Source organism: Methanomassiliicoccaceae archaeon DOK, from assembly GCA_009911715.1.
Taxonomy (GTDB): domain Archaea; phylum Thermoplasmatota; class Thermoplasmata; order Methanomassiliicoccales; family Methanomethylophilaceae; genus Methanoprimaticola.
In genome coordinates this window covers 496,586-521,040 of record CP047880.1, presented here as the reverse complement: position 1 = coordinate 521,040, position 24,455 = coordinate 496,586, and the positions used below count along the sequence as shown (strand labels likewise).

Below are 24,455 nucleotides of genomic sequence, written 5' to 3'. Positions count from 1 at the left end.
GAGGGAATGCGATGATAAAGCAGATCCGTGCCAATTATGACGCCAAGGGCATCGAGAGGGATGTCCAGGCATACTGGGATGAGACCGACGCCTACCACAAGACGAAGGAGCACCGCGCCGAGGGCGAGAGGTTCTACTTCGTCGACGGACCTCCGTACACCACGGGGGCGATCCACCTGGGCACCGCGATGAACAAGACCGTCAAGGACATCCTCCTCAGGTACTGGAGGATGTGCGGGTACAACGTCCGCGACCAGCCCGGGTTCGACATGCACGGCCTCCCCATCGAGGTCAAGGTCGAGAAGAACATCGGCGTCCACTCCAAGAAGGACATCGAGGAGCTCGGCATCGACAAGTTCGTGTCCACCTGCAGGGAGTTCGCCCTGGGCCTCCACGCCGACATGACCGAGCAGTTCAAGCAGCTCGGAGTTTGGATGGACTGGGAGAACCCCTATCAGACGATCAAGCTCGACTACCTCGAGTCCGCATGGTGGACCATCCAGAAGGCCGAGGAGAAGAAGCTCCTGAAGGCCTCCAGCAGGGTCGTCACATGGTGCCCCAGATGCGAGACCGCGCTGGCTGAGGCCGAGATCGAGTACTGGGACGAGACCGACCCGTCGATCATGGTCAGGTTCCCCCTCAGGAACGGGGACGGGTCCCTCCTCATCTGGACGACCACGCCCTGGACCCTCGCCGCCAACATGGCCGTCGCGGTCCACCCCGACTTCGAGTACGCCAAGGTCAGGATGAAGGGGGCCTCCGGGGAGGAGACCGTCTACGTCCTCGAGTCCCAGGCGGAGTACGTCATGCAGAAGGGCGGCTACGAGAGCTTCGAGGTCCTGGAGAGGATGAAAGGCAAGGACATGGAGGGGATGGAGTACATCCCGCCCTTCGAGAACGAGAACGTCCCGAAGTCCGAGTGGACGTTCAGGGTCGTCACCGCCGACTACGTCGAGAAGGACAACACCGGACTGGTCCACACAGCCCCCGGGCACGGACCAGACGACTACGAGACCGGTAAGAGGTACGGCATCGCCCCGTTCTGCCCCGTTGCTGAGAACGGCAGGTACACTGACGAGTTCCCCCTCATGGCCGGCAAGAAGGTCAAGACCGTCGCGGACGAGGTCATCAAGAACCTCGACGAGAATGGCCTGATGTACAACAAGAGCAAGATCAAGCACAGGTACGGACACTGCTGGAGATGCAAGTCCCCGATCATCTACAGGAACACCAGGCAGTGGTTCATCACCGTGCCCGACATCAAGGACGAGATGCTGTCCGAGATCGACCGCGTCAAATGGGTCCCCGACTGGGCCGGCTCCACCAGGGAGAGGAACTGGGTCGAGGGCGCCAGGGACTGGTGCATCTCCAGGCAGAGGTACTGGGGGATCCCCATGCCCGTCTGGGAGTGCGAGTGCGGCGAGAGGAAGGTCGTCGGCCAGTACGAGGAGCTCAAGGAGGGCGAGGGGTACACGGAGGGCATGGACACCCACAGGCCCTGGATCGACGGCGTCACCTTCAAGTGCCCCAAGTGCGGCAAGACCATGCACAGGATCCCGGACGTCCTGGACGTCTGGTTCGACTCGGGCGTCGCCGCATGGGCCGACCTCGGATACCCCAGGAGGAAGGACGAGTTCGACCTCTGGTGGCCCCCGAGGTTCATCGTGGAGGCCCACGACCAGACCCGCGGATGGTTCTACTCCCAGCTGGGAGCAGGCGTGATCTCCTTCGACCGCGCACCCTACGACGAGGTCATGATGCACGGATGGGTGCTGGACCCCAAGGGCCAGAAGATGTCGAAGTCCCTTGGCAACGTCATCGAGCCCCTGGACCTCATCGACCAGGTCGGAGCGGACTCCCTCAGGTACTACCTCATCAAGAGCAACGCCCCATGGGAGGACACGGCGTTCCAGAAGGACGGACCGAAGAACGCCAGGAAGGTCCTGAACACGTACTGGAACGTTGTGAACTTCTCGTCCACCTACATGATCATCGACGGCTACGACCCCGACGCGCACACGATGGAGGAGATGTCCCCGTACCTCAGGGACGAGGACCGCTGGATGATCTCCAGGACGGAGAAGATGGTCGCGTCCGCGACGGAGTTCCTCGAGTCCAGGGAGCTGCACAAGCTCGCCAGGATGCTGGACGACTACATCATGGAGGACCTCTCCAGGTGGTACGTCTGCCTTGTCAGGGACAGGTCCTGGTCCGAGGACGCCGACATGGAGAAGGACAAGAACGCCTCGTACTTCACCCTGGATTACGCCATCATGAAGACCGCCCTGGTCCTGGCCCCCATCGCCCCGTACATCGCGGAGGAGGTCTACCAGCACATGGGCGGCAAGCTCCTGACGGTGCACATGGAGGACTGGCCGAAATGCGACCAGAGCCTCATCGACGACGAGCTGGAGCACAGCATGTCCCTGGTCCGCGGCATCGTGGACCTGGTCGCCGCCGAGAGGGCGAAGATGGGCTCCAAGCTCAGGTGGCCCCTCCTGCAGATCTTCGTCCGCGGCAACGACGCGGGCGTGAACGCCGCCGTCAAGAGGTTCGAGGGGGTCCTCGAGGACCAGGCCAACGTGAAGAAGGTCGTCTACCTCGGAAAGGACGAGATCCCGGCCACGACCGACATAGAGCCCGTCGAGTTCGAGGAGGGCACGCTGTTCATCGACTTCAGCGTCACCCCCGAGATCGAGGCGGAGGGCTACGCCAGGGAGCTCATCAGGAGGATCCAGCAGATGCGCAAGGACATGAAGCTCAACGTGGAGCAGTTCATCACCTGCGAGGTGTCCGCCGAGGAGAGGCTCATCGGGCTCTTCGAGACCTGGAAGGACCACATCTCCAACGAGGTCAGGGCGAAGTCGCTGACCTTCACATCCGAGCCCAAGGGCGCCGAGGTCAAGACCTGGGACGTCACCGGCAAGGACATCACCATCGGCATCTCTCCGGCTGAGTGATGGCAAACCGCCCGTGCGGCCGCCGTGCCGCGCGGGCATTGAAACCCATTTCACGCCACGACGTCCGGCATCGGCTCAGTTTCTTCTATTCGCCATGCGATTCGCATCCATGCACAAGGTGAGGATAACCGTCCTGAAGACCACACTGGACGAGGAGCTGGCGGAGGAGTACGGCATCGACGGACTCGGAAGATGCCCCATGCTGAAGGAGGGTCAGGTGTTCTACGCGGACTACGCCAAACCCGAGGGGCTGTGCGACGAGGCGTGGAAGGCCATGTACCAATATGTGTTCGCCCTATCGCACATGAAGGGGGACGAGCTGTTCTACTACGGGGACTGGATCAGGAAGCCCGGGATCGCGATCTGCAGCTGCAACGACGGCCTCAGGCCCGTGATATTCAAACTGGAGAAGACGGACATCGAGTCGGAGGCCCCATCGTCGGGGAACTGACCCGGTCCGTCGAGAAGGAAATCGGCCGGGACCCTTTTCGGGCCTCGGCGCTGTAGTTTTTCAGAACTGCTTCAGGAGCCCTTCCACGATGGGCACCGTGTCCTTGACGGTCTCGACTCCGGGGATGTCCTCGGGAAGGACCCACTGGAAGCCCTCGTTCTCCTCGTTCAGGACGGGCTCCACTCCGGACACGCTGAACGCGAACGGGTGCACCTTCCACAGGATGCGTCCCTCCCTGACGTACACGGGGTCCAGTGATGCCGCGGGGGAACCGACCTCGATGGCCGTCTCCTCCCTTATCTCGCGCCTGGCAGCATCCTCGGGCGACTCCCCGGGCTCGATCCTGCCGGCGACGAGGGACCACACTCCGGGGAAGGAGTGGGACGACTCCGGACGCTTGAGCATCAGGACCCTGCCGTCCATGACGACGGCTGAGGACACGCTCTCCTTCATCTCCACGCCCTCGATCTCCACGGTCCCCGCGGTCGCATTGACGGTGACGATGTCCCCGTCCTCGAACATGTCGATGGACGGGACCGAGTCCACCATCGGGATGGACGATATCACGGCGCCGGTGGCGACGATGGTCTCCGCGGTCTCGTTGATCACCGCTGCAGGGGCCACGCCGTGGACCATGAGGTCGTACATCACGAAGGATCCGACCGTGCTGCCCTTGCCCTTCGGGAACACCAGGACCTTGCCGGCGACGTTCCCTCCGCCACCGACGCGGAGGTCCCCTGTCGACCCGTCGACCCCTCCGAGGAAGCTCAGGGGCTCCCCCAGCTTGACAACCTCGCCGGTCGCCTTTCCCGACATTATCGTGCGTCCCTCGACGATCACATTACCAGCTCCATGAGTGCGGGGATGTCCCTGCATATCGCCTTCTGCGAGCACAGCGTGGGCAGGTAGTTCCCTGCCTTTGCCGAGTTGGTCCCGGTGCGCTGGAACGATCCCTCGATGGGCGCCACGACCATGCACGTGTCCGCCAGAACCGGTCCGAACTCCTCCATTATCCTGACGTCCTCGGGGCATTTGGCCCTGACCTCCTCCGAGGTGCAGAACCATATCTCGATGTCCTTGTTGACCTTCTTCTTGCCTTTCAGGAACGCTGCGATCTGGTGCATCTCCTTCTCGGTCAGGTGCGGGCACCCTATCGCGATCAGCTGCACGTCGTCGACGGTGTTCAGCTTGTCGTAGGCGGCCTTGAGCTCCGCCTCCCCGATGTGTATCGTCTCCAGACCGGAGACGTCGTGGCCCCCGGCCTCGGGCGTGACGCCCTCTGCGTGCCAGAGCGCCACGGAACCGGACGCCGCCATCGCCGATGACAGCGCCTTCGCCTCCTCCACGCCCATCTCGGGGCCCAGGCCCCTGAAGTACGGGATGCCCGAGCCGATCGCCATGCCCACGGCCTGACCCAGTAGGGAGTATGAGAACACGGAGCCGTCTATGTCGGCATCGATCACCACTGTCGGCCTCCTCTTCTCGTCCAGATGAAGGCCGTAGTTGGCGGTCTTCCCCAGGATCGCCGCGGCGAGGGCGCCGGGTCCGCCCTCCCTGTTCGTCCTGGCCCCGATGTAGGAGTTCACGAACGACAAAGCGGAAGACTCGGCCCATGCCACATGGTCCCCGAAGGACGGGACGTTCGCCCCAGTGTACGGGGTGCACGAGCAGGTGGTCCTGATGCCCATCTGACCGTACAGGTCGATGATCCTCAGCTGCTTCTCGGCGAACTCCTTGGAGATGTGCATCTCGGCCCAGCGCTCACGGTCCATGCCGACGGGGTTCAGGGTCGACGGGACGCTGACCTTGGCGCCTCCGGCCGCCATGTCCTCGAGATACTTCAGACCCCCGTCTCCGATGGTCTTGTACGACGCACCGGAAAGATGCGCCGACGTGATGTCGATGAGGTCGTCCGCCCCGTATATCTTCCCCAGGGCTGTGACGAGCTCCATCGCCTTCTGCTTCCCTTCGCCCTCCTCTCCGTTGAGGATGTCTTCCTCCTCCCTTGTAAGGTCCATGGATACCGGATGCCTTCCAAGGTTATGAACCCAGTCGGACGAACTCCCCAGAACACCCTCGGAGGACAACCCATCTGCTGTTCCTGTTCGTTCCGTCGTTCCTCAGAACACCGTCGCGCTTGAGGGAAGACACCACCTTCTTCACAGATGATAGGGACATCCCCGACGCGTCCGCCGCCTGAGACAGCTTCGCCTCGGGATTGGCCTCCAGATATGCCAGCACACGAGCGCTGTCTGGATCCAGTCCGGCCCTGCTCCGCTCCGTCTCGCGCCTGACGGACACATAGTCCGGCTCGAAAGAGAACGGGATCGTCACCACCACACCGTTGTCGGAAAGGTGGAAGGCTTCGCGCCCGTACCTACGGACAATGACCGGCACCCCATGACCGCTCTGCTCCGTCAGACCAGCGAGTGTGAACAGGGAGAACAGAGACCTGTTCACGGGACGGCTGTCCCCTTTGTAGAACTCCTCGGTAGATGCAGGGAACGGTATGCCGCCGTATGAGACGACCTCTATCCTGTCATCGAACATCATGACGGACGGGGGTATCATGGCCCTCCAGGCGTTATGGACACAGGCGTTCACCCATGCCTCTCTGAACGATTCGAAATCGAACAGGGCCGTCTCGACCCTCTCACCCCTTGAAAGGTCCACTCTTGTGACCATGTAGGTCGAGATGTGATCCATCACGGCCCTCGTAGAGGCTATGAGGCTCTGTCCACCGAAATCCGTCCTCGAGGATACGGCCGAACGGTCAGTGCCGTTGAAACGGACGACTTGCATCGGCACCGTGTTCTGATCCGAGACGAGATATGCTGTAAGGTTGAACAGCCCCTGCTCGTCCTTCATGCCATGGCTCCTGAAGAAGCCATCATCGTTGCGAGGATGCTGGCCACGGGACGACATCACCGAGAAAAGCATCGAAAACGACAGGTCCTGGACATCGGACAACTGCCCTCTGAGAGGGTCTATCCCTCTGGACATCACCATCTGGACCACCACATCCGGTCCGGCGGACTCATTGGAGGATACGTTCCTGATGTAGTATCTACCGTCATAAGAATATGGGATGCTGTACCCCGTGACATGGATGCGGACGTACGCGCGACCGTCGTCCGTCACACACTCTGTGATCTCAGGAACTGTCTGCGGAAGCACTGCACTGCGGATCCTGTTCCTGATGGTCTCCAGGGTACTGGGGCCTATGTCCATCCCGACAACTTCGCCTCCGTCGTCCACGCCTATGTAGACGGTGCCCTGGTTGCGTCTGTTCAACATGGCTGTGAGGGAGAGAATGGCCTTGTCCAGCTGCGACATACTCTCCTTGAACTCTACCGTCTCGCTCTCCCTGCCCAGATTCATGAATCACACCTGATATCACAGCAACCAATGGGTATTAAATGGTTCCGAACTAGTTCCGAACTAGTTCCGAACCATTCTCACGCCCATCATGATACAGGCACAGACACCTGTTCGAGGACAATACGTACTGATTCTGGACACCATGGATCACATCGTCGCCAGGTACCTTCCGCCGATCGCGCCGAGGACGCACACGACGGAGTTGAGGACGATGTTCCCGCCCGCCTGCCAGTACTGGCCGCCTTCGAGCAGGTTGACTGTGTCGATGGAGAACGTGGACATTGTCGTGAACGCTCCGAAGAACCCGGTGAACACCATGGTCTTGACCGGCCCGTCGGCATATATCCCGTACCTGAACATCAGGAACGACGCCAGGCAGCACCCGACGATGTTCACTATGAACGTCGCCCAGGGGAACGCCGTCTCCACCGTGCGGTAGACGCAGAACCTGGAGAGGGCGCCCAGGGCTCCGCCCACGGCGACAGCCACGAACGGGACCACGGGACTCATGTCCATGCCGTCTGTATCGCGATGGTGTACTAACCGATTTCTACGGCACCGCCGACGGACGACCCGTCTGGTTGAAATAGTTGTATTTATTCAACCAATTATGGAGCTCCAATCCGAGATGGAGCGCTGTCTGGCCGCGATGCTGATGGACGACCTCTCCTTCTACAGGGACAGTCCGAAGGACATAGGCTACCAGTCGCTCATCTACCTGAACCTGATTAGATACACAGACCGCTGCACCGTCGGGAAGCTGTCCGATATGCTGGACCTCGACAAGTCCACCGTGTCCCGCAAGGTGGAGTCCCTCGTGAGGGAGGGCCTGGTCGTCAAGCGGAAGGACGACGGGGACGGCAGGGTCACATTGCTGGGACTCAGCCCCGACATGGAGGAGCTCTACAACAGGTACGACGAGCCGTACGACCGCGCAATCGACAGGATCCGCGAGGAACTGGGACCGGACGGGGTTGGCGCCGTGTGCCGCGCCCTGAGGATCCTGACGGAGGAGATCTCCAGATGACATCCGATGCGGAGCACGAGATGTACGGCCGGATGCCTGTCTGGCGCCTCTTCTTGAAGTGCTCGATACCGGGGATGATATCGGGACTCGTGTGGGCGTTCTGCTCCATCATGGACGGGATCTTCGTCGGGAACTACCTCGGGAGCGACGCCCTCGCCGCCGTCAACCTGGCATGGCCCATCATGACCGTGTTCATGGCGGTCTCCGACATGGTGGCGGCGGGATCGTCCGTGAGGATCTCGATGCACCTGGGCAACGGGGACACTGACATGGCCAGGAGGGTGTTCACCGGATCCGTGAAGCTCATCGTGGCGATATCGGTGGGATTCCTGCTGATAGGCGTCTTCCTCGGTGGCCCCATCGTAACCTTCATGGGTGCCGAGGGCGAGGTCGCGGACATGGCCGCTCAGTACATAGCGGTGTTCTCCCTCTTCGCACCGGTGGGTCTGCTGTTCTTCGCCACGGACAACTACCTGAGGATCTGCGGAGCCGTGAACCTCAGCATGTGGATCAACGTCGGGGTCGCGGTCCTGAACGTCGCGCTGCTGGCCGTCCTGATCGGGTGGCTCGGCTGCGGGACCTGGGCCAGCGCCTTCGCCACCAGCTTCAGCGTCGCCCTGGGCTCCATCGTGGCCCTGATCCCCTTCCTCCGCAGGAGGTTCGTCCTCAGGTTCGTGGGCGGATGGATGGACGCGGACACGACCAGGAGGGTCCTCTACAACGGGACGTCCACGTTCTTCAACAGCGTGTCCGGCTCCCTGTTCGGGATCATTGCCAACGCCGTCCTCCTGTCGGTGGCAGGGAACGACGGTGTCGCGGCATACGGGATAATCATGTACGTCAACTCCGTGGTCTTCTCGCTGTTCACCGGCATGAACGCGGCAATGCAGCCCGCCATAAGCTACAACCACGGATCCGGGGACGGGCACAGGGTGAGATCCCTGTTCACGGTCATGTCGGTGGCGTCGGCGGTCATGGGAATCGCTGTGGCGGCGATGTGCATCCTGGGAGACGGACCACTCACGAGACTCTTCCTGGGCGACGGCAGCCCAGAGGTCGCGGACATGGCAGTCGCGGGACTCCAGATATTCGCCCTGACTTACCTGCTGTCATGGGTCGCCGTGAACGTCAACCAGACTCTTGCCGCCGCAGATCTGCCCGCACACGCGCTGTCCATAGGCGTGATGTCCCAGCTGATCGTGCCGACGGCATTCCTGGTTCCGATGTCGGCGTTCGGTTTGGACGGCATCTGGTGGTCGATGGTTGCAGCATCGGTGGGCTCGGCAGCGTTCTCCGCCGCGATACTGTGCGTCGGCGCAAGGAAGGGCATATTCAGGATGCACAATCCGATCGACACGGGACCCCTGACCGGATGAGGGCGGTGAAGTCTGGCCCGCAGACGGCGTCGGAAGGAATCGGACGAAGGAAAAGATGGGGTAAGAATCCGGGGACTTGGCGCTCCCGGATGTTTCCGGCCTCAGATGCCCTGCACCTTGACCATGAACCTGAGGCAGTACGGGATCTTGCCTCCCTCGACGGCCTTGTGGGCCTCGACGCAGGCGATGCAGTCCCCGTGCCTGGGGCATTCGGTCTTGGGACAGTTGCAGTTGGGATTGAGTTCCTGAGCCCTGATGATTGGAATGACACGGAGGGACATTACATTTGCTACCGCACATGAATCGTTGGAACCGGGGGGCCGCCGCCCTCCCCGCATCCTTGGGTTCAGCCCAGGATCTTCCTCACGTCGGCGAACTGGAAGTCCAGCGCCTTGGGCAGGTCCGCGACGGCGACCTCCACCTGGTATCCGACCTTCCCCGCGCTGAAGTAGATCCTCTCGTGCTGCTGCGCGGAAGAGTCGATGGTGACCCTCATGGGCCTCTTGAGACACAGCGGGGAGCATCCGCCGTGCACGTATCCCGTCAACGGCAGGAGGTCCTTCGACTTGATCATGGAGACGGACTTCTCACCGACGCTGGTAGCCGCCTTCTTCAGGTCCAGGTCGCCTGAGACGGGCACGAGAAACACGTAGTAGCTCCTCTCCTTCCCCTCTGTGACGAGCGTCTTGAAGACCAGGTCCGGATCCTGCCCCTGCGCCCTGGCGACCTCCATGCCGCTGAGCGCCCCTCCCTCGTAGTGATGGGCTGTGTATGGTATGCCGAGCTTCTCCAGGTGCCTCATCGGGTTGGTCTTCTGCTCCATGAGGGCCTGAAGGGCATCATGCCGTTATAATCGTGATTGTGTGATTCTCGGAGTCCGTATGTGGCTCAGAAAGGTACATTAACGACGGCGACTAAGGTCTTCACAGAGGCTTCATATGAGCAACATATGGCACGACATGAACCCCAAGAGGATCTCCCCCTCCGACTTCATGGTGGTCGTGGAGATCACCAAGGGGAGCAAGAACAAGTACGAGCTCGACAAGGAGACCGGCCTCCTGAAGCTGGACAGGATCCTTTACACATCCACCCACTACCCCGCCAGCTACGGATTCATCCCCAGGACCTACGCCGACGACGGCGACCCCCTGGACGCCCTGGTCCTCTGCTCCGAGCCCATCCTCCCCATGACTCTCGTCAGGTGCTATCCCATCGGTGCCATCAAGATGATCGACAACGGTGCCAACGACGAGAAGATCATCGCCATCCCCTTCGACGACCCCACCTACAACAGCTACAAGGACATCTCCGAGCTGCCCAAGCACCTGTTCGACGAGATGGCCCACTTCTTCACCGTCTACAAGGCGCTGGAGAACAAGACCACCGCCGTCGACGAGATCATCGGATCCGACAAGGTCCAGGACATCATCAGGGGCGCCATCGACAACTACAAGAACAGCTTCTGCTGAGCTTGACACAAACGGCTTCTTCCTGCCGCCGGCGCGATTCTCGGGCGGCAGGAGTCTTCACGGACTTTCAAATCCCTGCCAATCCAGGTTCCTTTTAAATAAGGAAATCGGTTAAACGGCGTTATGAACTACGACATGGTGATCTACGAGTCGGAGGACTCCAGGAGAAGGAACCCCGCCGACACCGAGAGGTTCGAGAAGTCCTACGCCGCCCTCGAGTCCGCGGGCATCGGCATCGGGAGGATCATGTGCTCGTCACCCGATGACATCGGCGAGGGGGAGGCGGCGGAGATCGTCGCCGCCAAGGGGATGGACGCCCTCCCCATCTGCCTGTACCAGGATGTCTCCATCGCTGTCGGAGAGTACCCGTCCGACCAGGACCTGGCGGACTTCCTCGACGCCCCGGACGGGACTCTCAGCGTCAACAAGCAGGGGCCCCCGGCGATGGGCAACGACATCATGCCCGCCTGCGCCTGCGGCAACAGACCAAGATGAAATCGTTTCCGCCGGCCCTCGGGCCGGCGGTTCCCCCGTGGAATTTACTGGGGGAAGAAGAACCCGGCGGTCATGTCGAGGTAGTTGGCGCCGGAGTAGCCGGGATACTTCTCGTTGACCTTCTGCTTGAACTCGTCGGCGGTGGTGCACCCGGCGGCGATGGCCTTCAGACCCTCGAGGTAGTCTATCTTCGTCTGGACGTCCTGCCTGGTCTCGGGTCCGTAGTGGGCGGAGAGGAAGATCTCGAATCCCCTGTCGAGATAGCCCTTCAGGTTGGCGATGATCGCGTCGGCGTGCCCCGCACCGGCCACGATGGAGTGGCAGTCGTGTCCGAGCATGTGCATGTACACGGCCTTCATCTCGGGGATCTCGACCTCGTACGCATCGTTGTCGGGGTTGATGACCATGTCCACACCGGCGATCTCGAGCTTTCCGGCTCCGATCCTCTGGCCGTCCCCGGTGACGGTGGAGTCGAAGGCGTCTCCGAAGATCCCGGTGAAGTTGTCGATGAGCCCCTTGCCTCCTCCGACGGTGTTGTACTTGTGCGCGCTCTCTGTCATGTAAGCCTTCACGCCTGGAAGGAATGAGTCCCCTGCGGCGTGGTAGGACACGAGCTTGCCCTCTATGTCGATGGAGTTGTCCTTGAGGTACTGGGTCATCTCGGCGATGCTGTCCTTGAAGCAGGGGAGCTCGATGACGACCCCGCTGCCGCCCTTCCTGATTATGTGGGGTTTCTCGACCACGATCACCTGGTCGTCGATCGCGTCCTTGGTGTTGTAGACGTGGATGCGGAGCTTGCCTCCGTCGATAATGGTCACTGCGCCGTTCTTCAGATCCTTTGTAGTGCTGTTCATTTCCGATGTCTCCTTGACCGTTTCGGTCTCAGCAGCTACATGGCACGGTGGATATTTGTAGTAACCAGAAACCTGGTAGTAAGATAGTCACCTAGGAGTAACCATCGGAAATGACCGTTGAAAACAAGCATGTTCTTCGTTGGAAAGAGATGAATCAACAGGACTTGATTGAAAATCGCTTCGATGTATTACCATTTTTGTTGTATATTATCCAAACGTCAACGACCGTTACCCTGCGGTAACTGCGACCCTTAAGAAAGGCTCGTCGTTGTGTTCAACCATGTGCAAAGAATTCGACGGTGAATCGGATGACATGGCCTGTCAGTATCTCCGCAGGCTCGTCGACGAGATACACACGGTCGTACTGGCGACGATAGGCGATGACGGATACCCGCACACGTGCGCCGTGGACATGATGCTCGCGGACCGTCTTGGAGTCTACTTCCTGACCGCCCGCGGCAAGAGCCTGTACTCCAGACTGAGGGCGACGGGACGCGTATCCCTCACCGGGGTCAGAGGCGACACGACCATGACCTCCGTTGCCGTCACGCTCATCGGTGATGTGGAGGAGGTCCCGGAACGTCTCGGCGAACTGCTCGAGGCGAACCCGTACATGTATCGGATCTACCCAACGGAGGAATCCCGCAGAGCGCTCACCGCGTTCCGCATCGTCAGAGGGGAGGGCGAGTTCTTCGACCTGTCCGCAAGGCCGATCGTCAGGGACGGTTTCTCGTTCGGAGGGTTCGGATTCGAAGAGACGGGCTACAGCATCACGGACGCCTGCGACGGTTGCGGAGCCTGTATGGAGTCCTGCCCCCAGTCCTGCATCGACACGTCGACGGTCCCCTACAGGATCGTCCAGGGGAACTGCCTGAGGTGCGGGAACTGCATGGAATCCTGTCCGAGGGACGCGGTGTCCGCGGGGAGGCTCCCATGACCATGCCCCCGATGGAGGCCGAGGCCGTACTCATAGACGCCCTGTCCAGGGACATCGGCGTCAGGGCGGACGCACCGGACGACCCTGGGGAGCGCTGGAACGTCCTCCGTGCCCTCATGAACGTGAGAGGTCCCGGACCTGTTCCCGACGACATCCTCAGGGTGCAGGACGGACTCCTGTCCGGAATCTCCGAGGAGCGCGGCATCACCGATGCGGATGACCTGGAGTTCCGTGACGGGATCTCGCTCTGGAAGGGCGACATTACCACCCTCAGATGCGATGCGATAGTCAACGCCGCCAACAGCGGGATGCTGGGATGCTTCGTACCCTGTCACAGGTGCATAGACAACGCCATACACACGTACGCGGGGATGCAGCTCAGGCTTGAATGCGCGCGCAGGATGGACGGGAGGAGGGCGCCCGTGGGCGGGGCCCTGGTGACCGACGCCTACAACCTGCCCTGCAGAAGGGTCATACACACCGTGGGGCCGATGGTGGAGGGATCCGTCACACCCGGTGACGAGGCCGCTCTGCGCTCGTGCTACATTTCGTGCCTGGAGGCCGCCGAGACGGAGGGCCTCCGCACAGTGGCGTTCTGCTGCATATCCACGGGGGAGTTCCGCTTCCCCAACCGCCCCGCCGCGGAGATCGCCGTGTCCACAGTCAGGGGGTTCCTGGCGGAGCATCCAGACATGAGGGTGGTGTTCGACGTGTTCAAGGAGGAGGACCATGACATATACAGGGAGCTTCTCGGAAGAGACTGAGGAGCTCAGGGGATGGATCGAGGGATCCGACAGGATACTGGTCGGAGCCGGAGCGGGCCTGTCCGCCGCTGCCGGAATGATAGGCACCGGCACCAGATACGAGGAGGCGTTCCCGGACTTCATCGCGAAGTACCATGACCCCAGCATGTACGCCGCGGGCTTCAGGGAGTACAGCTGCCCGGAGGAGAAATGGGCGTACTGGAGCCGGGCCATAATGATGGACCGCTACGAGTTCGAGGACAACGGGACGTACGCGGCGCTGCGGGACCTTCTGAAGGACAGGGACTACTTTGTCCTCACGACCAACGTCGACCACTGCTTCCAGAGGTTCGGGTTCGACAAGACGAGGCTGTTCTACACCCAGGGCGACTACGGGCTGTGGCAGTGCAGCGGCCCCTGCCGCCCGTGGACCTACGACAACGAGGACGCCGTCCGCAGGATGGCCGCGGAGCAGGAGGGCATGAGGGTCCCGTCGGAGCTCGTCCCCAGATGCCCCGTCTGCGGAAGGCCCATGACCATGAACCTCCGGTGCGACGAGACATTCGTCGAGGATGCGGGCTGGCACAGGGCGGCCGAGAGGTACACCCGCTTCGCCAGGGAGGCGATGTCCGGCAGGACCCTCTACCTGGAGCTTGGCGTCGGCTACAACACACCCTCGATCATCAAGTTCCCGTTCTGGCGCATGTCGGCGGACAACCGCCGCTCACATTACGTCAGCGTGAGCCTCGGCAGCTGCCAGGTCCCGGATGCCATCAGCAGACGCTCCGCCGGGATCGACATGGACATCGGAGAGGTCCTGAAGGCCGTGTCAGGATGAGCGGTCCGACGTCTCCGCTACCAATCTCTTATAGCCCCAGCCCCACTCCTCCAGTGAGTCGAGAACGGGGTACAGGCTCTTCCCCAGGTCGGTGAGGCTGTACTCCACCCTCGGGGGCACCTCGGGGTACACCTCCCTCGAGACGAGTCCCCTCTCCTCCATCGAGCGGAGCTTCTCCGTCAGGACCTTCTGGGACACTCCGGTGACGGATTTCAGAAGCTCCCCGAATCTCTTCGTGCCTGTCCTCAGGTCCCTGAGGATCAGCACCACCCACTTGTCGCCTATGACCAGAAGCGCGGTCTCCACGGGGCACGGGGGCAGTTCGGTGATCATGCCACCCGTATCCGCGACATGAATATTACCTGTTGTCGGGACACCGCGGAGGAGATTGCAAGGGCAACAACCACGACTCCTGCCTACCCCCTTCCTGGAGAAGTTCAATAATGGCGGTCCGACATACCTCCACTCATGAGGATGACGATCACAGGCACTGTCCAGGGCGTCGGGTTCAGACCGGCGGTCTACCGCGCGGCGGAACGCGTGGGGGCGTCCGGCGCCGTGTGGAACGACGGGTCCTCGGTCGTCATCGACACCGACAGGGGAGAGGAGCTCTTGGAGTCGCTCATGTCCGACCTCCCGCCGCTGGCGTCAATAAGGTCCGTGACCAGGTCCGACGTCCCGTACACCGGCGGGAAGGGGTTCTCAATCGTCCGCTCCTCCGGAGAGGGCACCGGGGCATCGATCCCGGCGGACAGCGCCGTCTGCGACAGGTGCGTCCGCGAGATGTTCTCCGCGGGACGGAGGCACATGTACCCCTTCACCACCTGCACCGACTGCGGGCCGAGGTTCACCCTTCTGAGGGGCATGCCCTACGACCGCCCCCTGACATCCATGGACTCGTTCCCCCTCTGCCCGGAATGCGGCGCAGAGTTCTCGGACCCGTCCGACAAGAGGTTCCACCACCAGACGATCTGCTGCCCCGTCTGCGGACCCAGGTACAGGCTGGAGCTCGGGGACGGGACGGTCCCCGACGGCGACCCGATAGAGACGCTGGCACATATGCTGGACGAGGGCGCGCGGGCGGTGGTCAAGGGATGGGGAGGGATGCACATATGCTGCAACCTGGACGTCATCGGCGAGATGAGGGAATGGTACGGCAGGCGCAACAAGCCCTTCGCCGTCATGGCCAGGGACATGGACGCCCTCAAACGGTACGCCGTGCCCACCCCCGCGGAGGAGGAGAGGTTGCTGTCACCGCAACGCCCGATCGTCCTTGTGAGGAAGAGGGACACGGAGGAGACGGAGCTCGCCTCCCCCGGACTCGACAACATCGGCATGTTCCTCCCCTACACCGGCATGCACCACATACTGTTCTCGCATCTGGAGCATGACGCGCTGATCATGACGTCCGCCAACGTGCCGGGCGAGCCCATGGTCACCGACGACACGAAGGCGAAGGAGCTGAACGCGGACGCCTACCTCCTCCACGACCAGCCGATTGTCAACCGCGCCGACGACACCGTCCTGAGGATGTACGGCGACAGGACTCAGTACCTCCGCAGGTCCAGGGGGAGCATACCGTTCGGCCTGGACACCGACATGCAGGGGGACGTGGTCGCGCTGGGAGCGCAGGAGAACCTCACCGGCTCCGTCGCATCCCGGGGCAGGATCTGGCCCACCCAGTACATAGGGAACGGCGAGAAGGTCGGCGTCCCCGAGTACCTGGAGGAGGCCGTCCGCACGCAGATGGGGTTCGTCGGATGCGAGCCCGCCGCGGTGGCGGTGGACCTGCACCCGGGCTACGTCAACAGGAGGCTCGGCAGGAAACTGGCGGAGGAGAGCGGTGCGGAGCTTGTGGAGGTCCAGCACCACTGGGCCCACGCGGCGTCGCTGATGGCTGACAACCGCCTGGAGGGGTGCGTGGCCCTGACCCTGGACGGCACCGGCCACGGGGACGACGGGATGGCCTGGGGCGGCGAGGTGCTGTCGGCCGACTACTCCGGCTACAGCAGGGCAGCGCATCTGGAGTACATCCCGCTGCTGGGGTCCGAGAGGGCGCTGTACGACCTCCGCAGACTGAAGTTCGCGATCGACACGATGAACGGAACCGAGAACCACGACTTCCCGGACAGGGACGCCGCCGTGCTCTCCAAGCTCATGGACAGGAGTGTCAGGAGCTCCTCGATGGGCAGGCTCCTCGATGCGCTGGCCTACGCCCTCGGCGTGTGCCGCGAGAGGACCTACGACGGCGAGCCCGCGATGAGGCTGGAGCCGCTGCTGGCCAGGGGGAAGCTGGTGGACGGGTTCGAGACCGAGACGGTGAACGGCGTGGTCAGAACGGCCCACCTCTTCGACAGGATCGACGGGTCCGTGAAAAGGGAGGACGCGGCATACTCCATAGTATATAACGTGATGAGTGAGCTGGTGGAATCTTCCATCCAGGAATCGGACAGGACCGGCCTCGACCACATAGGCATCACCGGCGGGGTGTCCGTCAACTCTGTCATCACAAGAATGTTCGAGGATATGGTTATATCATCCCTCCATCCTATCGCGATGCATAGAGACGTCCCCAACGGGGACGGGGGCATCTCGGTCGGACAGGCCGCGATAGCCCTGAGGAGGATACAATGAGCAACACACTTTTCGTTCTGCTCGACGGAGCCGAGGACGACCCCAACCCGGAGATGGGCGGGAGGAAACCATACGAGGTCGCGGAGATGCCGTACCTCGAGAGCATGGCCCCGCACAGGCTCAAGACCACGGGGAGGGGATACACGCAGCTCTTCCTGAACGAGTTCTTCACCGGCCATCCGCCGGAGATACCCCGCGCGGCGCTGGAGGCGCTGGGCCTGGGGCTCCCCATCCAGGACCCCGGGAGGACCGCGTACCGCCTGAGCCCCGCCACCATCGGGGACGGCATGGTACACTGGTACTACAACACCGCCGAGATCAAGGACGAGCTGGAGGAGAGGATCATGTCCCACATGGACATGCTCTCCGAGTACGACCCCGCCATCAAGTTCTTCATAGAGGGGCGCGCGGTGCTCACGATGGTGAGCGACGACGTCCCCGACCTCCCGGCGCCTCCGGTAGACGCCCCGTACAAGGAGGTCCCCGGCAGGCTGGGCGAGCTGGTCGAGGCCGTCGCGTCCGAGATGGGCGGCGTCACAGGCTACCCGTGGGGCTGCGGGAAGTTCGGGAAGCAGTACCCAGCGTTCCCTGAGCTCGCGCCGATGGTCGCCGTCTCAGACAGCCCCACGTCGATGGGGATCTGCGCCTCCCTCGGGATGGAGACGCACGTCATCGACGACCTCGAGGAGAGGTTCCCGATTGCCCAGGAGGCCCTGGGGAGGGGGAACGTGTTCCTGCACGTGGACGAGGTCGACGAGTACAGCCACCAGAAGGACCCGTTCAAGAAGAAGGCGGTGCTGGAGGAGACCGACCGCCTCATGGAGAAGTACTTCCCGGACGTCGAGAACATAGTCTACTTCGTCGACCACGGGACATCATGCGTCACGGGCGAGCACATCCTCATGGACGTGCCTCTCTGGACAAGCATCGACACAGGCCTGCCCGACGGCTCCATGATGGAGCTGGCGACGGTGGTACAAACGCTTTTGCACAACAAACGGTGAATCAGATGGATTTCGAACTCCCGCCCTCTCTGGGCGTATACGGCAACGAGAAGATCGCGAAGGACATCCTCTCCAGGATCTGGGGGAAGCGCGGAGTGTTCACATGCACTGTGGCAAACACCCGCACATCCACGATCCCGGGGGTCTCCGACGCTGGCGACACCCCCGAGCTCACGATGTTCACCCCCGCGGCGGACGCGGAGATCCTCGTGAGCGGCAGGGTCTCCTGCATGAAGGGCATCCCCATCAACCCCGGAGGCATCCCCACCCCGGCCACGCTCACAAAGGCCGCCCTGGACCTCTCCAGCATACCATACTACATCGTCAACGGGGGATGCGAGGTGATCCCCTACGTCCCCTACTTCGACATGGGCGGCGAGTGCGGCGAGAAGATCACCACCGGGAAGTCCGTCAAGAACGTGAAGGAGGAGTACGAGAAGGGCTACATGCTCGGCGAGATGCTCGCCAGGGCGTACGACTTCGTGATCATCAGCGAGAGCTGCGCCGGAGGAACCACCACGGCGCTGGCCGTCATGATGGCCATGGGCGTCCTCAAGGAGAACCTGGTGAGTAGCAGCTCGCCCAACAACCCCAAGGAGCTCAAGACAAGGCTGGTCAACGAGGCCCTGGCCGCCGCCGGGATCGAGCCCGGCTCCCTGGCCGACGACCCGCTGAGGGCCATCGAGTGCGTCGGGGACCCCATGATGCCCGCCAACATCGGGATACTCTGCGGCGCGGCGAAGTCCGTCCCCGTCATCGTGGGCGGCGGGACCCAGATGGCCGCGGTGATGGCAGGCGCCAAGGCGCTCCACCCGGAGCTGGTCGGCAACTTCTTCCAGGGGACGACCAGGTGGCTCATGAACGACCCCAACTCCAGCATGACGAAGATCATGGACTCGATCTCCGACGACATCCCCATCGTGTACGTCAACGTGGACTACAGCTCCAGCCCCTACGAGGGCCTCCAGGCCTACGAGTGGGGCTTCATCAAGGAGGGTGTCGGCTGCGGCGGCGCCTCCGTCGGCGCCATCATAGAATCCTCCGGAAAGGTCACCTGCAGGGACCTCGAGGACAGGGTCCACGAGATCTACAAGGGGATCATGGGATTCGACTGATCCACGAAACCTTACGGCCGCCGTCCGAGATCATCGGGTGCGGGACGGCGGCCATTCTTCTCCACCCGTCTGGACGGGGGCCAAGGACGGCCCCTTGTTAACGGACATTTAATCGGAACAAAGGCTTAAGGTGTCTCCTGCAAGAACACATGACATCATGCAGTTCACAATCGCCGATGGAAAACAGTTCAAACCATCGGGGCTCACGAAGCTCGCGCTCCTGATGGCGTCGATGATGGTGCTCATGGGGTCGGCTGCGGTTTCCCCGGCCCTGCACGGGATTGAGGTGGAGCTGGGGACGAGCAAGTTCCTGGCGTCCATGGTCATATCGCTGCCGTCCCTGGTGGTGGCCGTCTTCGGGTTCCCCATGGGGTACCTGGCTGACAGGGTCGGTCTGGCGAAGGTCCTCATCGCCTCCCTCGTCCTCTTCATCGTCGCCGGGGTGTCCGGGTACTTCTGCTCCGACATCTACACGCTGCTCGCCACGAGGGTGTTCCTCGGGGTCGGCATAGCCGGGATATCGACCGCTGCGACCGGCCTCATGGGGATCTACTACGACGGGGACGAGAGGCGCAGGGTCATGGCCGTCCAGTCCGCCTTCATGGGGTTCGGGGGCGTCGTTCTGGAGATCATCGGGGGCCTGATGGCCGACGTGTCCTGGAACGTCCCGTTCCTGGTGTACATAATCGCGGTGCCCATACTTGTCGCCGGCCTGATCGCGGTGAGGGACGTCATCCTGCCCACCGGCAACGGCGCAGCGCCAGCACAGCGGTTCGCCGAGGGATCCAAGGCCCACATGGCGGTGCTCTACGCCTCCATCTTCATGCTCATGTTCCTGATGTTCATAGTCACGGCCAACGTGTCCGACATCCTGACATCCATGGATGTGAGCATGACCGTGTGCGGGTTCATCCTGGCTCTGATGGGGCTGACACAGGTGTTCACATCCCTGGCGTACTCCAGGGTCCGCCGCATTCCGAAGTACCAGTACATGCTGCTGGCAGCCTTCCTGCTTCAGGCCGTCGCCATAACCATGTTCGCGTCCGACAGCCTCGCCGTGCTCACGGTCGGCGTCGGGATCATGGGCGTGGGCCTGGGACTCGGGATGCCGACGATCACCAACAACCTGTCCATGATGTCGCCTCCCGCCGCCCAGGGGAAGACCATGGGGATCTACTCGTGCCTGATGAACCTGGGCACGTCGCTCTCCACCGTCATCATGGGCCCCGTGATAGTGGCCATCGGGTACACGTCGTCGTTCCAACTGTCCGCCGTCGTCGTCCTGCTGTTCGGCATAGCGGTCCTGGTGGCGGGAAGATTCCTCGGTCAGCCCGAACCCGCCACGGAGGCGTGACGACCGATTGAAACCCATTCGGGGGCGGCTCCGGTACCGCGGAGGCCCCTTCCCCGTTCTCCCATCTGACGATGTGATGGCATCTGGTAGTAATAATTTGATACAGAATTTTTTGATAAAGATAATATCGAAAAATATTTTCGATAATTTGTTCACCAAAATTCATTTTGAAAACTATCGAATGTTAAATAACAATTCTCATATCGTATATAGAAATAATCCTACAAACAGAATGTTGATCCAAACATGTAATGAGATTGGACAGATTATTTCATAATCATGGAATTACACCGTCCATCTGCATCGTCCCGGAGTCCATGACTGATCACAGAGCTACTATCTTGGAAATAGCTCCTGGCAAGCTCCAGCTCCCGAGGCGTGTTCACGTTGACGGACAGCTCGACCCAGTCGGTCTGGAACAGGTACTCCTCCAGGTACTCGCCCGCGAGGGTCATCGGGCGGTTCATTATGCACAGCCCCGACAGGACCCAGTTCCTTCCCCCGTCCTCCCTGGTGTACGAGGGCGTTATCCCCGTCCTGAGGACGGTCTCCTCGTCCACGACCGCGATGGCCGAGTCCATCGTCCCCGGCACGAAGTACTCCAGGAACGTATCCACGACCTCGGTCGTCAGCAGGGGGAGGTCCGAAGGGCATGTCAGGACGTAGTCCCCTTCCATGACCTTGAACGCGTCGTGGAGGTCGTCCATGAAGCTCTCCCCGGAGGTGCGGATGGTCTCGACCCCGATGCTGCTAAGGAACCTCTCCGTCTCCGGCGTGTTGTCGCTGACGGAGACCAGCAGACGGTCGATGTGGGACGACGCCGAGAGGGCCTCCACGACCCTCTGGACCGTGTGCTTGTCGCCGACCATCTGCATCGGCTTCTCTATCCCGCACTTGCCCATGCGCGACCCCTTGCCTCCTGCGTTGACCAATGCCTGCATGGGATCACAACCAGCAGATGAAGGGCAGGACCATGGACACCATGACCACCGGCCTGGACACCTCGTTCGTCGCTCCCAGGATGTCCCCGTTGACCATGCCGAACACCTTGTTGGCGTTCCTGGCCATGAGGTAGCCCACCACGGCGGAGACCGCGGTCGCGATGACCACACCGAACAGCACCGCCACGACGTCGATCCCGGACCTCGTCGGGAACATCTGGTCGAAGATGGCGCAGGTGATAACAGCCAGGACGGCACCGAGGATGATGGAGATCACCGCGGAGTAGACGGCGGAGTTGGTTGTGGTCATGGAGACCTGCCTCCCGGCCATGCCGTGTCCGGGGGTGCCGAACGCCGCGGCGAACACCATGGCGTTCTTGACCATGACCTCGCATATCGGAGCGAAGACCAGCAGGAACGCGATCCCGGCCATGGAGTACGTGGAGACGGAGAACAGGATGACGATCAGCGCGACCCCTATCCCCCCTGCTCCCACGAGCGTGTCCTTCAGGGCACGGACGTGGTCCTCCTGGGCGCCCGACACGATCATGCCGTCGCCGAAGTCGGTGAGCCCGTCAAAGTGGATGAACTTGCTACCGATGAAGACGGTCGCAAGGACGACCACCGCCGCGAAGAGGTCCGACCCGAAGCCGTAGTTCTTCGACAGCCACTGCATAACCACCATCTCTATTATGATGAACACGGAGAAGAACAGGGCGACGAAGGGGACGAGATGGAACTTGCGCTCCATGTCGTCCATGTCGTCCTGGTCGATGTCCATGTGCCACAGGGTGAAGAATGACACCAGCGCCTTCAGAGCGCTGCCCTTCCCCGCGGTCCTGCTCGTTTCCTCTGATTCCATCGCTCACACCTGTGTTGCGAAAGGGCCGTCACGACGGCCTCCACGGCGCCTCCGGCGCCATCGGGCCTCGAGCCCGTGATTCTCTCGATGAGTCCCATGAGGAGGTCCCTCTCCCATGGGGATCCGTCGGCCGCCATCGAGTCGGCGCGGTCGGCGGCGAACATGACGAGGTCCAGCAGAGCGCGGACCTCTGGAACTGAAAGGTTTGCACGGAGGTTGGACTCCACGACACCCTCCGGGATCCCGACGAGCCCCGATATGCGGGACAGGTCGTATCCTGCGTTGCGGAGGACCCTTAACGGCTCCTCCATCACCGGGTGCTCGTCGCGTGCCTCCATGGCGGCGGACACAGCGGACCTGACTGCCCTGGCAGCCGCGATGCCTATGTCCGACCCGGTGCCGGTGTATGCCACCCTGTCCTCCCCTACAGGGGAGAACACGGCCATCGAGTCCGATGTCGTCCCGGTCTCCCTGTACCCCCTGTCCGCCATCGCGGCGGATTTCGCCTCGACCAGAGGGATGAACATGTTGACCTTCCCCTCCTCGGTGAGGGGAACGGGAGACACTATCGCGATGTTGATCGTGCCGGCCAGGCGGCTCGCCCTGCGGTCCGAAACCACCCTGCGCTCGGGATAGTTGTCCAGGACGTCCCCTGCGACGACATGGTTGCTCAGACCGGCCGTGGCGACGGCGGAGACGCGGATGCCGTTGTACTCCGCCTCCGTGACGTTGAACACATGACGGACCTCGGCAGCGGTCATCATCCCGACGGTGTCCTCCGGCAGGCCCAGGGAACGCCTCACACGATCGGCGTCGGGCACCGGGTCGCCGTCGTAGTCCTTCGGGACCTGCATGATGAAGAACGCCTCGGCCATGCGGCTGCCGCCGTTCAGGACCGCGCTGCTCGTGACCTCCATTGGTCCGGAGAAGCGGACGAAGCCGACCGCGGTTCCGTCGACCTCGCGGACCTCGACCGAAGCGATTCCGCTCAGAACACCGACCCCCAGAATCCGAAGACGGCATCCTCGACGAACAGCTGCACCTGGATGCCGATGAGCCCGTACAGGATGATGCCCACGAGAAGGAGGTAGATCATCGCCGACAGCTCGATCAGACGGCAGCACCTCCTCACATCGTCGGTCGTCGGCATGGGATGCCCTCCGTTCATGACGTAGACCCCGCGCTTCTCCATGCTTATGCCCAGAACCGCGGCAGCGGCGGTCATCGACCATCCGCTGTTGGGGCTGGGGGTCATGGTGTGCTCGGCCTTGGCGGCGGGCACCGAGGCCCTCCAGTCCATCCCGAGGATCATCCCGGCCAGCGCTATGAAGTAGGGCGACACCCTCGACGTCACGAAGCCAAGGACGTCGTCGAACCTCGCTGGGAAGCGTCCCAGGAGGGCGTACTTGTCGTTGAGGTACCCCCACATGGCATCCATGAGGTTGGCGCACCTGAACATGACCGCTCCGGGCAGGCCCAGGATCCCGAAGTACAGGACGGGCGAATAGACGCTGTCGACCAGGTTCTCGGTCACCGTCTCGCAGCATGACGACGCGATGTGCTCGGCGTCCATGCCCTTCGTGTTGCGGCTGACGATCATCTGCACCTTGGCGGCCGCGTCCTCGGTCCTGCCGGCGTCCAAGTCTGCGCAGATGGGATCGCAGTGCTTCCTGAACGAGAATATCGCGAAGGACACCTTGAACAGGACAGCCGTCAGGACGATCCAGGCTATCTCGCCCGCGAGCGGGGACACCGTCTCGGACAGCCCGTAGCGCACGAGGGACGTGAACAGGAGGCCGATGCCGGCGAACAGTATGAACACGAGGAGGTAGGAAAGGAACCCAATCAGGACGGCCTTCCTGGACCCCCTGCAGCCGACATGCCTGTCGATCGCGGCGAGGATGTTGCCCATCCACCTGAGCGGGTGGACAGAGTTCGGGACCTCCCCGATGTACCTGTCTATGGCCAGGGCCAGAACGACGACCAGTATCGCGTCCAGCCACGGAACCATTGG

25 protein-coding genes are annotated in these 24,455 nt (G+C 62.1%); 13 read left to right on the top strand and 12 right to left on the bottom strand.

The annotated features are described in order from the left end of the window. The first annotated feature begins 11 nt into the window (after positions 1 to 11). Positions 12 to 2,960: an isoleucine--tRNA ligase gene (locus JS82_02770; GenBank protein QHK17102.1), complete on the top strand. Its 2,949-nt coding sequence runs from the start codon at positions 12 to 14 to the stop codon at positions 2,958 to 2,960. A gap of 109 nt (positions 2,961 to 3,069) precedes the next feature. Further along, positions 3,070 to 3,411 carry a TIGR04076 family protein gene (locus tag JS82_02765; GenBank protein QHK17101.1) on the top strand — a complete coding sequence of 114 codons (342 nt, stop codon included), beginning with the start codon at positions 3,070 to 3,072 and terminating at the stop codon, positions 3,409 to 3,411. 60 nt (positions 3,412 to 3,471) lie between these two features. Here JS82_02765 and JS82_02760 read toward each other — a convergent pair whose 3' ends face one another. The 4 genes from JS82_02760 to JS82_02745 all read right to left on the bottom strand — a co-directional run bounded on the left by JS82_02760 (position 3,472) and on the right by JS82_02745 (position 7,308). Further along, positions 3,472 to 4,251 (bottom strand): DUF126 domain-containing protein, encoded by a 780-nt coding sequence (locus tag JS82_02760; protein ID QHK17100.1) that lies wholly within the window; start codon positions 4,249 to 4,251, stop codon positions 3,472 to 3,474. Then, on the bottom strand, positions 4,248 to 5,429 hold the full coding sequence (locus JS82_02755) for a DUF521 domain-containing protein (GenBank protein ID QHK17099.1): 1,182 nt from the start codon (positions 5,427 to 5,429) through the stop codon (positions 4,248 to 4,250). Before JS82_02755 ends, JS82_02760 begins: the two co-directional genes overlap by 4 nt. Positions 5,430 to 5,451: 22 nt before the next feature. Further along, positions 5,452 to 6,792, bottom strand: a complete 1,341-nt coding sequence (locus JS82_02750; GenBank protein ID QHK17098.1) for a helix-turn-helix domain-containing protein — start codon at positions 6,790 to 6,792, stop codon at positions 5,452 to 5,454. 147 nt (positions 6,793 to 6,939) lie between these two features. Further along, positions 6,940 to 7,308 carry a fluoride efflux transporter CrcB gene (locus JS82_02745; GenBank protein QHK17097.1) on the bottom strand — a complete coding sequence of 123 codons (369 nt, stop codon included), beginning with the start codon at positions 7,306 to 7,308 and terminating at the stop codon, positions 6,940 to 6,942. A gap of 94 nt (positions 7,309 to 7,402) precedes the next feature. Here JS82_02745 and JS82_02740 point away from each other — a divergent pair, with 94 nt between their 5' ends. After that, positions 7,403 to 7,819: a MarR family transcriptional regulator gene (locus tag JS82_02740; protein QHK17096.1), complete on the top strand. Its 417-nt coding sequence runs from the start codon at positions 7,403 to 7,405 to the stop codon at positions 7,817 to 7,819. Further along, positions 7,816 to 9,195, top strand: coding sequence for a hypothetical protein (locus JS82_02735; GenBank protein ID QHK17095.1), 1,380 nt, complete (start codon positions 7,816 to 7,818; stop codon positions 9,193 to 9,195). Before JS82_02740 ends, JS82_02735 begins: the two co-directional genes overlap by 4 nt. A 101-nt stretch (positions 9,196 to 9,296) precedes the next feature. Here the strand turns inward: JS82_02735 and JS82_02730 are convergent, their stop codons facing one another. Next, the gene (locus JS82_02730) at positions 9,297 to 9,476 is read right to left on the bottom strand and encodes a hypothetical protein (protein ID QHK17094.1); all 180 of its coding nucleotides are present in this window, start codon (positions 9,474 to 9,476) and stop codon (positions 9,297 to 9,299) included. Between the two features lie 65 nt (positions 9,477 to 9,541). After that, on the bottom strand, positions 9,542 to 10,018 hold the full coding sequence (locus JS82_02725; protein QHK17093.1) for a Cys-tRNA(Pro) deacylase: 477 nt from the start codon (positions 10,016 to 10,018) through the stop codon (positions 9,542 to 9,544). A 115-nt stretch (positions 10,019 to 10,133) separates the two neighbouring features. Between JS82_02725 and JS82_02720 the strand changes: the two genes are divergently transcribed. Further along, complete coding sequence (locus JS82_02720) at positions 10,134 to 10,664, top strand: inorganic diphosphatase (GenBank protein ID QHK17092.1); 531 nt, start codon at positions 10,134 to 10,136, stop codon at positions 10,662 to 10,664. 123 nt (positions 10,665 to 10,787) lie between these two features. Beyond that, positions 10,788 to 11,159 (top strand): arsenic metallochaperone ArsD family protein, encoded by a 372-nt coding sequence (locus JS82_02715; GenBank protein ID QHK17091.1) that lies wholly within the window; start codon positions 10,788 to 10,790, stop codon positions 11,157 to 11,159. A 44-nt stretch (positions 11,160 to 11,203) separates the two neighbouring features. Here the strand turns inward: JS82_02715 and JS82_02710 are convergent, their stop codons facing one another. Continuing rightward, positions 11,204 to 12,013, bottom strand: coding sequence for a hypothetical protein (locus JS82_02710; GenBank protein ID QHK17090.1), 810 nt, complete (start codon positions 12,011 to 12,013; stop codon positions 11,204 to 11,206). Between the two features lie 313 nt (positions 12,014 to 12,326). On the opposite strand from JS82_02710, the gene JS82_02705 reads away from it, so the two are divergent. From JS82_02705 to JS82_02695, 3 genes are read left to right on the top strand one after another with little or no spacing between them, the layout of a single operon-like run. After that, positions 12,327 to 12,950, top strand: a complete 624-nt coding sequence (locus JS82_02705) for a 4Fe-4S dicluster domain-containing protein (protein QHK18370.1) — start codon at positions 12,327 to 12,329, stop codon at positions 12,948 to 12,950. A 2-nt stretch (positions 12,951 to 12,952) separates the two neighbouring features. Next, entirely contained in the window at positions 12,953 to 13,714 is a 762-nt protein-coding gene (locus tag JS82_02700) for a protein-ADP-ribose hydrolase (protein ID QHK18369.1), read from the top strand. After that, positions 13,680 to 14,531 (top strand): Sir2 silent information regulator family NAD-dependent deacetylase, encoded by an 852-nt coding sequence (locus JS82_02695; GenBank protein ID QHK17089.1) that lies wholly within the window; start codon positions 13,680 to 13,682, stop codon positions 14,529 to 14,531. Before JS82_02700 ends, JS82_02695 begins: the two co-directional genes overlap by 35 nt. On the opposite strand, the gene JS82_02690 is transcribed toward JS82_02695, so the two are convergent. Beyond that, positions 14,523 to 14,864 (bottom strand): transcriptional regulator, encoded by a 342-nt coding sequence (locus JS82_02690; protein ID QHK17088.1) that lies wholly within the window; start codon positions 14,862 to 14,864, stop codon positions 14,523 to 14,525. The genes JS82_02695 and JS82_02690 overlap by 9 nt on opposite strands. A gap of 135 nt (positions 14,865 to 14,999) precedes the next feature. Between JS82_02690 and hypF the strand changes: the two genes are divergently transcribed. From hypF to JS82_02670, 4 genes are all read left to right on the top strand, one after another. Beyond that, on the top strand, positions 15,000 to 17,165 hold the full coding sequence (gene hypF, locus JS82_02685; GenBank protein QHK17087.1) for a carbamoyltransferase HypF: 2,166 nt from the start codon (positions 15,000 to 15,002) through the stop codon (positions 17,163 to 17,165). A gap of 104 nt (positions 17,166 to 17,269) precedes the next feature. Further along, positions 17,270 to 18,169, top strand: coding sequence for a phosphoglycerate mutase (locus JS82_02680; protein QHK18368.1), 900 nt, complete (start codon positions 17,270 to 17,272; stop codon positions 18,167 to 18,169). A gap of 5 nt (positions 18,170 to 18,174) precedes the next feature. After that, positions 18,175 to 19,284 carry a TIGR00303 family protein gene (locus JS82_02675; protein QHK17086.1) on the top strand — a complete coding sequence of 370 codons (1,110 nt, stop codon included), beginning with the start codon at positions 18,175 to 18,177 and terminating at the stop codon, positions 19,282 to 19,284. Between the two features lie 157 nt (positions 19,285 to 19,441). Next, the gene (locus JS82_02670; GenBank protein QHK17085.1) at positions 19,442 to 20,638 is read left to right on the top strand and encodes an MFS transporter; all 1,197 of its coding nucleotides are present in this window, start codon (positions 19,442 to 19,444) and stop codon (positions 20,636 to 20,638) included. A gap of 266 nt (positions 20,639 to 20,904) precedes the next feature. Here the strand turns inward: JS82_02670 and JS82_02665 are convergent, their stop codons facing one another. From JS82_02665 to cobD, 4 genes are all read right to left on the bottom strand, one after another. Then, positions 20,905 to 21,579 carry an NTP transferase domain-containing protein gene (locus tag JS82_02665; GenBank protein ID QHK17084.1) on the bottom strand — a complete coding sequence of 225 codons (675 nt, stop codon included), beginning with the start codon at positions 21,577 to 21,579 and terminating at the stop codon, positions 20,905 to 20,907. A 4-nt stretch (positions 21,580 to 21,583) separates the two neighbouring features. Continuing rightward, on the bottom strand, positions 21,584 to 22,441 hold the full coding sequence (locus JS82_02660) for a hypothetical protein (GenBank protein ID QHK17083.1): 858 nt from the start codon (positions 22,439 to 22,441) through the stop codon (positions 21,584 to 21,586). Then, on the bottom strand, positions 22,393 to 23,358 hold the full coding sequence (locus JS82_02655) for a hypothetical protein (GenBank protein ID QHK17082.1): 966 nt from the start codon (positions 23,356 to 23,358) through the stop codon (positions 22,393 to 22,395). The genes JS82_02660 and JS82_02655 overlap by 49 nt, the downstream gene beginning before the upstream one ends. 71 nt (positions 23,359 to 23,429) lie before the next feature. Next, positions 23,430 to 24,452, bottom strand: a complete 1,023-nt coding sequence (gene cobD / locus JS82_02650) for a cobalamin biosynthesis protein CobD (protein ID QHK17081.1) — start codon at positions 24,450 to 24,452, stop codon at positions 23,430 to 23,432. Positions 24,453 to 24,455 lie beyond the last annotated feature (3 nt).

Bases quoted from the DNA above. Each gene is read 5' to 3' on its own strand.
- JS82_02675 (QHK17086.1), top strand. From the start codon at position 18,175: ATGGATTTCGAACTCCCGCCCTCTCTGGGCGTATACGGCAACGAGAAG.
- JS82_02735 (QHK17095.1), top strand. From the start codon at position 7,816: ATGACATCCGATGCGGAGCACGAGATGTACGGCCGGATGCCTGTCTGG.
- cobD (QHK17081.1), bottom strand. From the start codon at position 24,452: ATGGTTCCGTGGCTGGACGCGATACTGGTCGTCGTTCTGGCCCTGGCC.
- JS82_02765 (QHK17101.1), top strand. From the start codon at position 3,070: ATGCACAAGGTGAGGATAACCGTCCTGAAGACCACACTGGACGAGGAG.
- JS82_02740 (QHK17096.1), top strand. From the start codon at position 7,403: ATGGAGCTCCAATCCGAGATGGAGCGCTGTCTGGCCGCGATGCTGATG.
- JS82_02690 (QHK17088.1), bottom strand. From the start codon at position 14,864: ATGATCACCGAACTGCCCCCGTGCCCCGTGGAGACCGCGCTTCTGGTC.
- JS82_02695 (QHK17089.1), top strand. From the start codon at position 13,680: ATGACATATACAGGGAGCTTCTCGGAAGAGACTGAGGAGCTCAGGGGA.
- JS82_02705 (QHK18370.1), top strand. From the start codon at position 12,327: ATGGCCTGTCAGTATCTCCGCAGGCTCGTCGACGAGATACACACGGTC.
- hypF (QHK17087.1), top strand. From the start codon at position 15,000: ATGAGGATGACGATCACAGGCACTGTCCAGGGCGTCGGGTTCAGACCG.
- JS82_02715 (QHK17091.1), top strand. From the start codon at position 10,788: ATGAACTACGACATGGTGATCTACGAGTCGGAGGACTCCAGGAGAAGG.
- JS82_02750 (QHK17098.1), bottom strand. From the start codon at position 6,792: ATGAATCTGGGCAGGGAGAGCGAGACGGTAGAGTTCAAGGAGAGTATG.
- JS82_02730 (QHK17094.1), bottom strand. From the start codon at position 9,476: ATGTCCCTCCGTGTCATTCCAATCATCAGGGCTCAGGAACTCAATCCC.
- JS82_02710 (QHK17090.1), bottom strand. From the start codon at position 12,013: ATGAACAGCACTACAAAGGATCTGAAGAACGGCGCAGTGACCATTATC.
- JS82_02665 (QHK17084.1), bottom strand. From the start codon at position 21,579: ATGCAGGCATTGGTCAACGCAGGAGGCAAGGGGTCGCGCATGGGCAAG.
- JS82_02755 (QHK17099.1), bottom strand. From the start codon at position 5,429: ATGGACCTTACAAGGGAGGAGGAAGACATCCTCAACGGAGAGGAGGGC.
- JS82_02660 (QHK17083.1), bottom strand. From the start codon at position 22,441: ATGGAATCAGAGGAAACGAGCAGGACCGCGGGGAAGGGCAGCGCTCTG.
- JS82_02655 (QHK17082.1), bottom strand. From the start codon at position 23,358: ATGGAGGTCACGAGCAGCGCGGTCCTGAACGGCGGCAGCCGCATGGCC.
- JS82_02725 (QHK17093.1), bottom strand. From the start codon at position 10,018: ATGGAGCAGAAGACCAACCCGATGAGGCACCTGGAGAAGCTCGGCATA.
- JS82_02700 (QHK18369.1), top strand. From the start codon at position 12,953: ATGCCCCCGATGGAGGCCGAGGCCGTACTCATAGACGCCCTGTCCAGG.
- JS82_02720 (QHK17092.1), top strand. From the start codon at position 10,134: ATGAGCAACATATGGCACGACATGAACCCCAAGAGGATCTCCCCCTCC.
- JS82_02745 (QHK17097.1), bottom strand. From the start codon at position 7,308: ATGGACATGAGTCCCGTGGTCCCGTTCGTGGCTGTCGCCGTGGGCGGA.
- JS82_02670 (QHK17085.1), top strand. From the start codon at position 19,442: ATGCAGTTCACAATCGCCGATGGAAAACAGTTCAAACCATCGGGGCTC.
- JS82_02770 (QHK17102.1), top strand. From the start codon at position 12: ATGATAAAGCAGATCCGTGCCAATTATGACGCCAAGGGCATCGAGAGG.
- JS82_02680 (QHK18368.1), top strand. From the start codon at position 17,270: ATGGCCCCGCACAGGCTCAAGACCACGGGGAGGGGATACACGCAGCTC.